Here is a 12,786-nt window from a genome sequence, read left to right on the forward strand (position 1 = left end):
ATGACAGTTTGGGCGCTTTTTGATAGTGGAAATGGTTCTTACTTCAATGGCGCTAACTCTCTGAATAGTTCGGGGGGGGCGAATATTGAAATCTATTCAATCGGAATGGATATAGAAAACAAGAACAATCATTTCATGAATCTGGACCTTGCTGATTACAAACGTTTATTTGGTGACAATACGCTCTTTGGTGAGTTAGACAAATTACCAAAACCTGACTTGATTATTGCTAGTCCACCATGCGAATCATGGTCAAATGCTTCTGCAATGGAAAATGGAAATGCGTGTTGGAAACGCAATGATGTTTCTGATAGCTTGTTCGCTCCACAAGTAAGACCTTCACCGTTCACGATCAGGGCAAATCAGGATTATGAGTCAGCCTATATAAATTATCAGTACGACAGGCAATTTTTAAAAAGGGTCAATGGCGAGCTAACAGCTTTCAACACAATAGAAATCATAAAAAGATATAGACCACAATTTTGGGTTATTGAGAATCCAGCAGCTGACAGACTGTGGCCTTACATCGAGGACATTATTGGATTCAGAATTCCATACAAAAACCTAGCTAGATACAATAATTATGATTATCCTTTACAAAAACGGACAATTTTTGGAAGTAATATTGAACTTAATCTTAAAAATAAAATTGTCAAGCAGGACATAGAGTGGAAGAATTTCTCAAAATCATACAACGAGAGATCTAATATACCTGAAAAATTGGTGTCAGAAATCTTTGAAAAAATTTACAAGGAGTTTAGTAAATATGATTGAACTCTACTTCATTTATAACAGTCACCACAAGATACTCATTGGGAGTTTTGGTCACATACATAGCGCAATTAACGAATTAAAGAAACATCAAGCTAGTTACTCAGAAATCAGTCATCCACGATTTCGGAAAAGCATGAGTGGTGAGAACATTAGGATTGACTACGGATCAGTTGACTGCTACTACTTGATTACGAAGAAAAGAGAGGAAACGAATGGCTAGAGATATTTTAACAGATTTAGCATTTGAGAATTTTCACAAATGTATGGGAATTCCTGATTGGAACGAGTCTGATGAAGTAATTCTTGTTAGCTCAGCTAATAAAGAACAAATTGAAGCAGATGAAAGTTACCGTTCAGACGGAAAATGTAATTACCTTGGCAAACGAATTTGTATATTCTGTGGACAAGTGAAGAAAAACAATTACATCACATTACATAAATCTATGTTAGAAAAAATTATTCAGACAATGGAATCATTTAAAGAAGTGGAGGAAAAGTGAGATGAATACAAAAATGAATTTGGAAGAAAAGGTTCAACAGTGGTTTGTTGACAGAAATCTACATGAAGCAAATCCTGTCAAACAGTTCTTGAAGCTCATGGAAGAATCAGGAGAACTGTTTGAGGGCATTGCAAAGGATAAATCTGAACTGATTTATGATGCGCTCGGAGACATCCAGGTAGTTTTGATTGGACTTGATCAACAGATCAAGAACGGGGCTCAGATTTCAGCCAATCAACAGGAACTTGAATTGTTGCTGATGGTTTCTAGTCTAGGTAATATCGCTCAGAAGTTATACGCTCATGTCTGTCACAATGAGACACAGATTCCTTTAATCAAAGCAGACTTGATGTTTCTTGACAGTGTGGTTAGTACGGTTTCATTTTGTAATGGAACTACAGCTGAAAGTTGCTTAGAAGAAGCTTATGAAGTCATTAAGGACCGCAAAGGTAAGATGATTGACGGAGTGTTTGTAAAAGAGGAGGATTTATAAAATGAAAAGACTAGGAATTATTATTGGGGCGGTATTTGTAATCGTTGTATCGCCATTTGTGGTTCAGTACGGATGGAATGAGATTATCACAACAATGGTTCCAGTTGGTAAAATTACAGTCTGGCAAGCATTAGGGATGGATGCACTACTATCTTTCATCTGGCCTGTGCTATCTAGCAAAAAAGAATCTGAAGAGGATTATTCGTATGCTGTAAAAAGCAGTATATCAAAAATTATTACATGTGCATTTTTGATATGGTTAGCTAGTTTGTTCTTGTGAGGGTATTCATGAAAAATTTTAAAATCCTATGTATTGTTTTATTCGCATCCTTACTCGTAGCATGTCACCAGATTTCGAGTGGGACGGTTGTAGACAAGTACATTGATGAACCTCACACGACATTCATACCTGTCATGACAGGAAAAAGCTCGGTACTGGTACCAACCAGAACCAAAAGAAGATATATTCTGGTCGTTTCTGGACATGTAGGAAATAAGCACGTTGAAGAAACATTTGAAGTGACAGCTGAGGAATACAAATACTATAAAATTGGCAATACTTTTACACAAGATGCTGTTTTAGAGAATAAGGAAGGGGATAAACAATGAGACCAAAAAAATATCCGTATTCAGGCTCTCAAAAGACAGATAACAAACAAGATAGAGTCGAATTCGCTGAGATTTTAAATTACGAACCAATTAATGTGTCAATTGTTGTTAGAGAAGGGGAAAACAGTGATATATTAGCAAAATGTGTAATTCGCGCTTATGGTGAAGCATTATCGTTTATAGCAACATTACCAGTAAAAGGAACTAGGTTTTCGAAACAAAATCAAGCGTTGTTTAAAATCAGGCTTTATCAAAGAATTGAAAAAATGGGGAGCGAGAAGCTTTTAGAAAGCAATCATTTCATTTGGTCGAACATGTGTCTGGAAGAATTTTACAAAATAGTTACTTAGGAAGGAGGTTCATAGCATGGAACTGAGATTAAAAGAACTTAGAGAGGACCTAGGGCTCTCTGTCAAAGATATGGCTAGGGATACGGGTGTTTCTCAAAATACAATTCACTTGTATGAGCGAGGTGGATATCCATCTATTAAGCAAATTGAAATGATTGCTAAAACCTATGATGTAAATCCTGCTTGGCTTGTAGGGTGGATAGATGATGAAATGATGCCTGCAATCCAGGTAGTTGAAAAAGTGGTCTACAAAGAGAGTACAACAGCAAGACTGCCAGATTATCACAATAACAATAACGACGGTAAGATTATCAAGTGGATTAAAAGTAAAAGATATATGGGAGGTAAGGCTTGGTCAAAAAGAACTTAACAAAGGCACGAAGAGATTATCTTGAGTTTGAACTCGATGATAAATATTTAAAGATTGACAAACTTATCGGCCAACGAAGGCATGAGCTAGAACGTTTGTATGAAGTTAAGCATCTTACTGTTCCTGGTATTGATGATACTGGAGCAAGTGGCAGTGGGACATTCGTCAACAGGTCAGAGAATCTAGCGGTTGCTTATGCAAGCGATCCTATGATTTTAAGACTAGAAAATCTCCAAAATGCTATCTCCCAATTACTAGAAAGTCTAGAACCAGATGACAAAAAAATCTTTTATCTTCGCTGGGGAGAACATACTGGATATGACTGGATTCAAGTTTGGCATATTATGGAAAATGGCGAAACTGGCTACTTGTATAGGCATAGCAAGCAGATTTACAGAAGACGTGAAGTCATTCTTGATACACTTTCAAATTTGCTTTTTATGTAAAGTTGTCAAAAAAACATATAGAATTGACAAAAACAATGTGCTAAATTAGTATCATGAAGAATAGCAGAGAGGAAACCTCTGCTTTTTTTGTGCATAAAAAAGGAGGTGAGGATATGTGGTAGTTGTTGAACCAATCAGAAATAGAGATGATGTTCAGCTTATGATTGAATGGCTGACATTGCATAGCGCAGTCAAAGATTCAGATAGACAACGTAACCTCATGCTCTTCTTGTCTGGTGTCAATCTGGGGTTTCGTATTGGTGATATTGTTAAACTAAAAGTAAAGCACGTTAAAGGCTGGCATGTCCAGATCGTCGATGAAAAGACAGACAAGCCAACCAAACGAAAGATGCCAAAGAAATTCAAGAATGCTATGAGGCAGTATATCAAAGACAAGAAAGATGAAGACTTCCTCTTTCCAAGCCGAAACGGAAAGCATCAGCACATAAAGCCTAACACAGCTTATAAGATTATCAAAAGAGCTGCTGAAGAAGTCGGTCTAGAAAACATAGCAACTCACTCGATGAGAAAGACCTTTGGTTTATTCATGTACGAGCAAACCAAAGATGTCGCTCTGATAATGGACCTTTTGAACCACTCAAGCCAGAGTATTTCCTTACGATATATTGGCAAAAACCAAGATTCACAAGACCGAGCCATGACGAAGTTTCAAGGCTTTTAATTTTTTTATTTTAATATCAATTCATTGTTTTGAGGTTATGATGATTTCATTTCATGTATGCAGGATAAACACTTGATAAATCTGAGTTAAAACTCATGTAGCGAGTTCACTAGAATATGTAAAACAAGGAATTAGAACTATAAAAATAAAGGAGTTTGCTGTAAAATGATAAGTTTTTTAAAAAAGTTTTTTTGTAACTTAAATGCAAATAAAACAACCAAAGAAAAAAACAATGAGTACTTTTTATCTTTTGAAATTCCAAACAAAGACAGCGTTCAAAGTTTTCAAAACGCTTTGCTAAAAAGTCTCACATCGGCGGAATCTGCATCAAAATCTATCAGGCTTTTAGCCGAATGCGGAAACAAAGCAACGGATTTTAAATACAATGATTGAAGTTTCAACAAGAGCAGACAGAACAGAGTTTTATAATTCTGATGAATGGAGAGCACTTCGCAAGCTTGCACTCGAACGCGATCACAACGAATGTGTTTGGTGCAAAGATGAAGGCAAAGTCATGACAGAGAACTTAGAGGTTGACCACATTAAGGAGCTAGAGTTCTATCCAGAGTTCGCTCTTGACTTAGATAACTTAAGAACTCTATGTAAAGAATGTCACAATAAACGTCACGGCCGCTTTCAATTTCGAAAATCAAAAAAAATGATTGAGAAAAATTTCAGAACAGATGAATTTTGGGGATGACAACACCCCCGGTCAAAAAAATCCAGTGTTTTTAAGGTTTTGGGAACCGGTGGGAGGGGTTAACTGTCCAAATTTTTAACGAAAAATTAAAGGGGGTGGGGGGTAATGGAAGAATACTCAGAAAAAAATATAAAAGAATTAGAAAATCAGCTACTTTCTAAAATCGGATATTTTAGTCCTAGAAAAAAGGATGCGATCCAGTACGAAAAAGTGAATCGTTATCTTTATCTCGTCAGACTGCTCTATGAGCTGAAAGCCAAACTTCATGAAGACGGATTGGTCATCACGGTTCACAATGGGCAACAGAGATTCCAAAAAGCGAATTCTCTCATCAAGGAAATCAACACAACAAGCAATCAGCTTTTAGCTATTGAGCGGTCATTTGATTTTGAGGTTGAAAACTCTCCTGTTGAGAAACCGACGTCTGGAAGTGATCTGTTATGATTTCTCATCCGTTGGTTGATGAATATATCAAAATGGCCGAGCGTGGAGAAATTGTTGTCAACAAGGAAAGAAAGTTGCTGTTTAAAATCATCAAGGAGAAAATCTATCCTCGTGATGATCTATATTTTGATAATGACTTGATTGACAAGTTCATTCGGTTTACGGAAAAGAACTTTTTTCCTCTGGCTAAGTACCAGCTTTTTTTGACTCCGTTCATTTTTCTTTTTCGGAAGGAGGACGGGGAGCCACACTTTGACGAATATCTATACACTCTTGCTCGTGGAGGTGGTAAGAATGGTTTCATGTCTGCCAGGTCTTCGTTCTTTATCAGTCCTATCTACCCTATCAGAGATTATGATGTGACTATCACTGCTAACTCTGAGAAACAAGGGAAGGTTTCTTTTGAGGAAGTCTATGAGACTATCCAAAGGCGTGGTCTTGAGGGCCATTTCTATCTAACTAAAATGTCTATCACAGGTCGAGCGAACAACTCGGTCTTTTCTTTTCGGACGAACAATCCGAAGACTATGGACTCTGCTCGTGATGGTTGTCTTGAGTTTGATGAGATTCACCAGTTTGAAGATGATAAGGCTGTGAAGGTCCAAAGGTCTGGTCTTGGTAAGATTGCTCATGCTCGGACTTTCTATAATGGGACGAATGGGTATGTGCGTGAGGGATTTTACGACAAGCTGATAGAGAAGTCTATGCAAATCTTGAATGGAGAGATTGATGATTTCAGACTATTCCCTTTTATCTGCAAACTAGACAATGCGGATGAAGTGGACGACATGAAGAACTGGCCAAAGGCAAATCCGATGTTGGATGAAAGCACTCCTTACGCCAAAAGGCTTCTTGCGAGAACTAAGGCCGACTATGATGACCTTGAGCTGGAACCGTCTGGCCGTCAGGAGTTCATGACAAAACGGATGAACCTTCCTGAAGCAGACCTTGAGAAAGATGTAACCTCTCGGGATAAGTTGGTAGCTTGTTTACGGTCTCCTGGTATCGACTTAAAGGGTCGCTCATGTGTTGCAGGGTTTGACTATGCAAGCATCCGAGACTTTGCAAGCGTTGGTTTGCTATTTAAGAATGGGGATGAGTTCATCTGGAAACAACATTCATTTGCTCGCAAAGCATTTTTGAAAGCTTTCAAGCTAAAAGCTCCTATCCAAGAATGGGCAGACAGAGGCTTGTTTACGATTGTGGATGGTCCTAGTATTGACCCACGGCTTTTGATTGCTAAGCTGGTCGAATGGAGAAATCTTTATCAGATTGAGCTTGTATGCGCCGATGGTTTCAGAATGGATTTGTTGAAGCCTCTTTTGGAAGAGGCTGGCTTTGACTATGAGTTTTTGCGCAATCCTGGGGCGATTCAATCCAAGGTTGCGCCAATTATTGAAGATGGATTTGCAAACGAGCGTTTTATCTTTGAGGGTGATAATTCAATGATTTGGTATACGGATAATACCTACGTCAAAGAGGACAAGGATGGCAATAAGCGTTTCTTGAAGAAAGAACCTGTCAGAAGAAAGACGGATGGGTTCCACGCTTTGATAGCTGCTCTCTACAAGCGTGAGATAGTGCAAGAGTCGAATGTCGGGGAATTCCTTGACATGATTGATAGTTGGGATTTTTAATCTAAGCATAAATTTTGGGTGGGTGGTCGGCAGAAAATAAAAGAAAGGAGGTTGCAACATGGGGTGGCTTGATATTTTCAAAGCTCGGAAGGAAGTAATTACTGGTTTTGATTTTGATGATTTAGAGCGAATTTTTGGGAGTCTTTATCTCAAAAGTTTAGCTGTAGATAAATCAGCTGAATTTGTAGCTCGTATCTTTGCAAAGTCTGAGTTTCGCTACATGGTCAAAAACAAGCACGAACGCTCTAATTGGGATTATCTTTTAAATGTCCGTCCGAATCGCAATGAGTCTGCTTCAGAATTTTGGCAAAAGGTGATTTATCGTCTATTGACGAAAAATGAAGTACTTATCATCTTGTCAGATGATGATCAACTATTAGTCGCTGATAGCTTCACTCGAAAACGATATGCAGTCTATGATGATACTTTTGAAATGGTATCTGTGCGAGACTATACGTTTCAGCGAAAGTTTGCTATGAGTGATGTGATTTTTTTGCAGTACAACAATAATCGACTGCAAGAATACATGAGCGACTTATTTGCGGACTATGAAAAGCTACATAGTCGCTTGGTCGAGGCCTTGGGTCGTAATAATCAGATTCGGGGTATTCTTAACACTAAGACAAATGGTACCTTTAACGAGGAAAGACTTAAGCAGATGCAAGAATATGCTGATGGTCTATTCAAATCATTCACTAAAAAATCAGTGGCTATTGTTCCAGCTCAAAACGGGCTGGACTACAACGAATTGACAAACACGGTTGGGACTTCGAATCTGTCTGTTGATGAGTTGAAAAAACTTCGAAGGCAATTTGATGATGAGGTTGCTGATATATTGGGGATTCCAACTGCATTGATGCATGGGGATATGGCTAATCTAGAAAACAGTCAGAAAATGTTTACTAGTTACTGCTATAAATCTCTAGTGAAGAAGGTATCTGACGGGCTAAATCATGCCATGGTTGGTCCTGATGCTTACGCTGGGGAACGTTTCTTTGTCATTATCGGGGAAGGTCAGAGGGATAAGTTTGCTTTGGCTGAAAACATTGATAAGTTAATTTCCTCTGGAGCAATGCTGATCAATGAAGTTCGAGCGGAGCTAGGACTTGAGGCGGTTCCTTGGGGCGATAAACCAGTCATAACTAAAAATTATCAGATTGGCAAGGAAATAGAGAAAGGAGGTAAAAAAGAAGATGAAGGTAATTCCAATTAAAGGAACAATTATCTCAAATAACAGTAAGTGGATCTACGAGTTATTTGAGAGGGAAGCTACTGCACCAAAAGACATTGTATTGCCGGAAACTGGAGAAGATGTAGAAATTCATATTAATTCTGGTGGTGGAGATGTCTACGCTGGTAGCGAAATCTACACGGCTTTACGCGCTTACTCTGGTCGAGTAACTGTCAAAATCGTAGGTATTGCAGCAAGCGCAGCGAGCGTGATTGCTATGGCTGGTGATTCTGTTGAAATCAGCCCAACTGCTCAAATCATGATTCATAATGTATCATCTGGCGTTTATGGAGATCATAACGCTTTAGAGCATGAGGCAGCTGTGTTGAAAGGTTTTAACAAGTCTATTGCGAGTGCTTATGTCCACAAGACAGGAAAAGCTTTGCCTGACTTGTTGGAACTGATGAATCAGACTACTTGGTTTGACGCGGAAGCAGCTGTTGAGAATGGTTTTGCGGATAAGGTGATGTTTGCGCAAGAGGTTGCGCCACTCTTAGTAGCGAGTGAAACGCCAATGATTCCGCAAGATTTTATCGAGCGAATGCAGGCTACTATGACTCCTGATGTGGACAAGATTGCTGAGTTAGTTGCTCAAAAACTGGCAGAGCACGAGCCAGAAAAAGAAAAAACTAAAAATAAGAAAGCGACTGAGCCTAGCGGTTTCAGTCGTTTTGCATTTTAAGAAAGGAAAATTTAAACATGATGAAATTATCAGATGAATTCAAAACAGCTCGTCAGAACTTTCTAGATGCTGTTACAAACAATGAACCCGCTGAAAAGCAAGGAGAACTTTATGAGAAGATGCTTAACGCCATTCTGGATGAAGCAAAGAAATCAGCTCGTGAGGAAGTAGATGGCCTTGTTGCAGCAAGTCCATTTGATGAAAAGCTGTCTCTTCGTGAACGTGAATTTTTCAACAATTTGGACAAAAAAGCTCCAGGAAAAATTGAAAAGTTCTTCCCGCAAGAAACAGTTGATCGCATCTTTGAAGATATGGTACAAGAACATCCATTGCTTAAACATATTGGACTGCGTAACGGTGGCCCTCGTTTGAAGTTCCTTAGTTCTACTACAACAGGTGTAGCAGTTTGGGGGAAAATCAACGATGAAATCAAGGGTCAATTGACTGCTGGATTCGGTGAAGAAGAAGCTATTCAGAACAAATTGACTGCCTTTGTTGTCCTTCCAAAAGACACAGAAAAGTTCGGACCTGGTTGGCTTCATTCTTTCGTATCTGCTCAGCTTACAGAAGCTTTCGCTGTTGCTCTTGAAGCAGCCTTTTTGAATGGGGATGGAGATGAAAAACCAATCGGTTTGTCCCGTACTTTGACAGGAACGGTTGCAGCAGGGAAAACAACATACAATGCTAAGACATCATCTGGTGATGTAACTCTTGGAGCAAAAGGAAAAACGACCGAAGAAAAAGCTAACATCACAATCAATGAATTCAAAGAAATTTACAAATACCATTCCACTAAAGCAAACGGGAAACCTGTAGTAACTCGTGGAAACATGGTTATCGTTGTAAATACGAGCGATGAACTTGACTTTACAACTCAATTCACCAATCTGAATGGACTTGGTGTATTTGTAACAAATCTTCCATTCAATCCAATTGTAACCCCATCAATTGCTCAAGAAGCAGGTAAAATCACTACTTTTGTGAAAGGCCGTTACGATGCAGTTATTGGTGGTGGAATTGAATTTGATACTTTTGACCAAACTCTTGCTTTTGACGATCTCAATCTTTACACTGGCAAACAATTTGCATATGGGAAACCACATGATGAAAAAACCGCTGCGGTTTGGACCCTAAAACTTGGTAAAGACTAAGGTGTTGCCCTATGGAGGAGACAAAAGAACTTCATCCACTCCTTAGAGCATTTAAGGAGCGGATGAGGATTTTTCACAGTGGAGAGGATAATAACCTCTCCCTTATGTTGGAAAGTTCTGAGTCAACCATCCTCAGTCTGGTCGGTAGTAATGACTCTGCCAATCCACGAGTGAGAGAGCTGATCTTAGAACGTGCTCGATATGCCTATAATGACCAGGTAGAGTTTTTCTATCAAAACTTTCAAGGTGATTTAATGGCATTGTCACTAGAAAATTACAAACCGGAGGAAAAACATGATTAAGGTTTTAAAAGAATTTTATGACTTAAAAGCTGGAATGGTTCGCAAAGAGGGCGATACATTCGAAGAAACTAAGGAACGTTTTGACGAAATCAATACAGCTTTACCTGAGTTTGTTGAATGGGAAGATAAAACTACAGAAGTAACTGAAACATCACCATACTATGTATAACCGTCCTAGCTATCGTTACAAAAAGCCAGAGGCTCAAAACGGAGACCTGAGGACCCCCTTGACTTTCTATACTTCTAAATTCGAGGAGGGGCTTCATGGTCGTGATGTGTCTCATGAGAAGGCTTTTTTTACGATGGGCCAAGTTTACTCTCCTAGCTTCAAAGACATTGAGATTGCAACTGGTAAGTCTATGCAAGCTAAGATGACTTTGAAAATTCGAGATCCTTTATCTGATTATCAGCCTAAGAATGAGCATTTTGTCGAAGTTGGCGATATTCGTCTAGGTGGCAAGAAATGGCAAATTATCGATGTTCGTCCTGATTTTGATAATCGAGATTTTTTGATAGTCGTTATTGGTGGTGGTCAAGATGTCTAGTGGAGCAGAATTGAGAGGTTTCGACGATGTTTTGAGAAACATTGAGGTACATCTTGGTAATAACAAGGTCAAACGTGCTACGAGTCGATCCTTGAAGGCAGTCGCAAACGAGACTCTAGAAGAGTTCAAAGGTGCTCTGCAGGTCTACAAAGATACTGGAGAAACCATCGAAAGCGCTACTGCTGGACGTGTGACGGGTCTTGCTAGTGGTGTTCCTATTGTGAAAATCGGTTTTGGTGAGGGTTCTCGCTGGCGTTTGGTGCACTTGAATGAGTTTGGATATGGTAAGAATCCACATCCAAGGGGATTCGGTGTCATCAGACGGTTTTCAGAAGCTCATGCTAAAACATACAAATACAGAATCGCTAGTCATTTGAAGAAGGAGGGATTTTAGATGGTTAAAGATAAGTTTGATGAACTCTATGAGGCTTTGAAAAAAGATGCGTCTTTAGCTGGAATCAGTATCAAATCTTTCAAACGTCCTGACTCGCTACCAAATAATGAGCCAAGTATCGTTATCAGACCAGTTGGTCCGCCGATGCAGGCAGTTCATGGCAGTAATACGAGTCTGGCTAAGACATTCCTCTATCAGGTCAATGTAGAGTCTGTTGACTATATGGAATGCAAAGAACTCCAAAGAAAAATTGAAAAGATTATGGAAGACCAGGGATTTTATCAAACCAGTGGTGGTTTGGATGAATGGATTCCAGAAATTAAACGCTATGTAGATGCTCGGACTTACAAAGGTCAGAGTGGTCTATACGAAGAATACTAAAATAAAGAAAGAGGTGCTATAAATGGCATTAGTTGGTTTTAAACGCATGACAATTCGTGTGTTGGATGGAGAAGCTACTCCAACACTTGGGAAAAACCTTTTTGTGGTAGAAGGTAAAACTGGTGAGGGTGCGACTCGTACCGCTAAGATTACAGGACTTTCAAGCGATCCTGTTAAAACTTACGGAAGCGATGTTGCTTATTACACATCAAATCGCGGTGTAGGTGATGTGAAGATGGAAATGACAGCTGTTGACATTCCTCATATGGTCCTTGCCAAAATCCTTGGACATGTAGTTAAGGACGAAATCGTTTATATTGGTGAAGATAGCGCTGCTCCACTTTGTTCAGTTATGCTTGAATCTAAAACAGCAAACGGCACGAAAGCGCAAGTCGGTTTCTTCAAGGGTCGCTTCTCAATGGATGCTGAAGAATTTGAAACTCAGAAAGAGAAGCAAGAGGAGCTTCCAGACGATAACTTGAGCTTCTCAGCCATTGCAAGTGATGATGAAGAAATCAAAGGCAATTACTATGGCAAGTACATTGGTAACGACGAAGAAAAAATCAAGAAACTCAAAGGTCAACTTAAAATGGTTGCTGCAGGGTAGGAAGAGGGCGCAAGCTCTCTTTTTATCTTTTTTCTAGAAAGGAAAGTATATGGCTAAGGTTAAATTTTTAATTAAAAATGAGAAAGGTCAAGATGTTCAAAAGACAAGTAAGGAAATTACTACTAAGGACTATCGTGACTACCTGATTCTCAATGAAGCACTATCTTCTGACTTGTCCGAAGTTGAAAAGCTAGACAAGCAATTGGAATTCATTGCCTCATTATTTGAAGATTTGGAAGTGGAAGAACTTTTGAAATACACAGATATGGCGGATATTTTTGCGGTATTTGCAGACATTTACTCTCATTTGGTGGGTGATGTTGACCCAAAGGAGAAAAAATAAAGCCAAGTGAAGCACTGAAACGGTTTTATGGTTTTGTCAAACAAGCTACTGAAGGACCTTATGGCATGAGTATCCGTGATGTCATGGATACGAGCTGGGAGGACCTGATGGGCGTTCTTGGTGAAACTGAATCTGCTAAAGCTGA

Annotated in this window: 24 protein-coding genes; all 24 read left to right on the forward strand. The window is 39.1% G+C overall.

Annotated features, from left to right (window positions below):
* The 24 genes from FQT28_RS00990 to gpG all read left to right on the forward strand — a co-directional run bounded on the left by FQT28_RS00990 (position 1) and on the right by gpG (position 12,641).
* Positions 1–774 carry a class I SAM-dependent methyltransferase gene (locus tag FQT28_RS00990; RefSeq protein WP_185952371.1) on the forward strand — a complete coding sequence of 258 codons (774 nt, stop codon included), beginning with the start codon at positions 1–3 and terminating at the stop codon, positions 772–774.
* A complete protein-coding gene (locus FQT28_RS00995) occupies positions 767–994 on the forward strand; it encodes a hypothetical protein (RefSeq protein WP_143989129.1) in 228 nt (75 codons plus the stop codon). The genes FQT28_RS00990 and FQT28_RS00995 overlap by 8 nt, the downstream gene beginning before the upstream one ends.
* Positions 987–1,274: a hypothetical protein gene (locus FQT28_RS01000; RefSeq protein WP_075229570.1), complete on the forward strand. Its 288-nt coding sequence runs from the start codon at positions 987–989 to the stop codon at positions 1,272–1,274. The genes FQT28_RS00995 and FQT28_RS01000 overlap by 8 nt, the downstream gene beginning before the upstream one ends.
* A 1-nt stretch (position 1,275) precedes the next feature.
* Positions 1,276–1,767, forward strand: coding sequence for a MazG-like family protein (locus FQT28_RS01005; RefSeq protein WP_143989130.1), 492 nt, complete (start codon positions 1,276–1,278; stop codon positions 1,765–1,767).
* A 1-nt stretch (position 1,768) separates the two neighbouring features.
* Positions 1,769–2,047, forward strand: coding sequence for a hypothetical protein (locus FQT28_RS01010; RefSeq protein ID WP_143989131.1), 279 nt, complete (start codon positions 1,769–1,771; stop codon positions 2,045–2,047).
* Positions 2,048–2,055: 8 nt separating this feature from the next.
* Positions 2,056–2,376 carry a 3-dehydroquinate synthase gene (locus FQT28_RS01015; RefSeq protein ID WP_143989132.1) on the forward strand — a complete coding sequence of 107 codons (321 nt, stop codon included), beginning with the start codon at positions 2,056–2,058 and terminating at the stop codon, positions 2,374–2,376.
* Positions 2,373–2,726 (forward strand): hypothetical protein, encoded by a 354-nt coding sequence (locus FQT28_RS01020; RefSeq protein ID WP_143989133.1) that lies wholly within the window; start codon positions 2,373–2,375, stop codon positions 2,724–2,726. Before FQT28_RS01015 ends, FQT28_RS01020 begins: the two co-directional genes overlap by 4 nt.
* Positions 2,727–2,742: 16 nt before the next feature.
* Entirely contained in the window at positions 2,743–3,096 is a 354-nt protein-coding gene (locus tag FQT28_RS01025) for a helix-turn-helix domain-containing protein (protein WP_143989134.1), read from the forward strand.
* A complete protein-coding gene (locus tag FQT28_RS01030; protein ID WP_143989135.1) occupies positions 3,078–3,542 on the forward strand; it encodes a hypothetical protein in 465 nt (154 codons plus the stop codon). Before FQT28_RS01025 ends, FQT28_RS01030 begins: the two co-directional genes overlap by 19 nt.
* A 115-nt stretch (positions 3,543–3,657) precedes the next feature.
* Positions 3,658–4,224, forward strand: coding sequence for a tyrosine-type recombinase/integrase (locus FQT28_RS01035; protein ID WP_143989136.1), 567 nt, complete (start codon positions 3,658–3,660; stop codon positions 4,222–4,224).
* 165 nt (positions 4,225–4,389) lie between these two features.
* A complete protein-coding gene (locus FQT28_RS01040) occupies positions 4,390–4,617 on the forward strand; it encodes a hypothetical protein (RefSeq protein ID WP_143989137.1) in 228 nt (75 codons plus the stop codon).
* Positions 4,610–4,924, forward strand: a complete 315-nt coding sequence (locus tag FQT28_RS01045) for an HNH endonuclease (protein WP_143989138.1) — start codon at positions 4,610–4,612, stop codon at positions 4,922–4,924. The genes FQT28_RS01040 and FQT28_RS01045 overlap by 8 nt, the downstream gene beginning before the upstream one ends.
* A 105-nt stretch (positions 4,925–5,029) precedes the next feature.
* Positions 5,030–5,368, forward strand: a complete 339-nt coding sequence (locus FQT28_RS01050) for a hypothetical protein (protein ID WP_000393461.1) — start codon at positions 5,030–5,032, stop codon at positions 5,366–5,368.
* Positions 5,365–7,005 carry a terminase TerL endonuclease subunit gene (locus FQT28_RS01055; protein WP_143989139.1) on the forward strand — a complete coding sequence of 547 codons (1,641 nt, stop codon included), beginning with the start codon at positions 5,365–5,367 and terminating at the stop codon, positions 7,003–7,005. Before FQT28_RS01050 ends, FQT28_RS01055 begins: the two co-directional genes overlap by 4 nt.
* A gap of 58 nt (positions 7,006–7,063) precedes the next feature.
* Positions 7,064–8,218: a phage portal protein gene (locus tag FQT28_RS01060; protein ID WP_143989140.1), complete on the forward strand. Its 1,155-nt coding sequence runs from the start codon at positions 7,064–7,066 to the stop codon at positions 8,216–8,218.
* On the forward strand, positions 8,199–8,918 hold the full coding sequence (locus tag FQT28_RS01065) for a head maturation protease, ClpP-related (protein WP_143989141.1): 720 nt from the start codon (positions 8,199–8,201) through the stop codon (positions 8,916–8,918). The genes FQT28_RS01060 and FQT28_RS01065 overlap by 20 nt, the downstream gene beginning before the upstream one ends.
* 17 nt (positions 8,919–8,935) lie before the next feature.
* Positions 8,936–10,069 carry a phage major capsid protein gene (locus tag FQT28_RS01070; protein WP_143989142.1) on the forward strand — a complete coding sequence of 378 codons (1,134 nt, stop codon included), beginning with the start codon at positions 8,936–8,938 and terminating at the stop codon, positions 10,067–10,069.
* Positions 10,070–10,080: 11 nt separating this feature from the next.
* Positions 10,081–10,371, forward strand: coding sequence for a phage gp6-like head-tail connector protein (locus FQT28_RS01075; RefSeq protein ID WP_143989143.1), 291 nt, complete (start codon positions 10,081–10,083; stop codon positions 10,369–10,371).
* Entirely contained in the window at positions 10,364–10,540 is a 177-nt protein-coding gene (locus FQT28_RS09900; RefSeq protein WP_185952340.1) for a hypothetical protein, read from the forward strand. Before FQT28_RS01075 ends, FQT28_RS09900 begins: the two co-directional genes overlap by 8 nt.
* A complete protein-coding gene (locus FQT28_RS01080) occupies positions 10,533–10,916 on the forward strand; it encodes a phage head-tail adapter protein (protein ID WP_143989144.1) in 384 nt (127 codons plus the stop codon). Before FQT28_RS09900 ends, FQT28_RS01080 begins: the two co-directional genes overlap by 8 nt.
* On the forward strand, positions 10,909–11,310 hold the full coding sequence (locus FQT28_RS01085; protein ID WP_143989145.1) for a hypothetical protein: 402 nt from the start codon (positions 10,909–10,911) through the stop codon (positions 11,308–11,310). The genes FQT28_RS01080 and FQT28_RS01085 overlap by 8 nt, the downstream gene beginning before the upstream one ends.
* Positions 11,311–11,691 carry a hypothetical protein gene (locus tag FQT28_RS01090; RefSeq protein ID WP_143989146.1) on the forward strand — a complete coding sequence of 127 codons (381 nt, stop codon included), beginning with the start codon at positions 11,311–11,313 and terminating at the stop codon, positions 11,689–11,691.
* A gap of 22 nt (positions 11,692–11,713) precedes the next feature.
* Positions 11,714–12,298, forward strand: coding sequence for a major tail protein (locus FQT28_RS01095; RefSeq protein ID WP_143989147.1), 585 nt, complete (start codon positions 11,714–11,716; stop codon positions 12,296–12,298).
* 49 nt (positions 12,299–12,347) lie between these two features.
* Complete coding sequence (gene gpG / locus FQT28_RS01100; RefSeq protein ID WP_033585798.1) at positions 12,348–12,641, forward strand: phage tail assembly chaperone G; 294 nt, start codon at positions 12,348–12,350, stop codon at positions 12,639–12,641.
* Positions 12,642–12,786: the final 145 nt, after the last annotated feature.

The organism is Streptococcus oralis, assembly GCF_901543815.1.
Taxonomy (GTDB): Bacteria; Bacillota; Bacilli; order Lactobacillales; family Streptococcaceae; genus Streptococcus; species Streptococcus oralis_CM.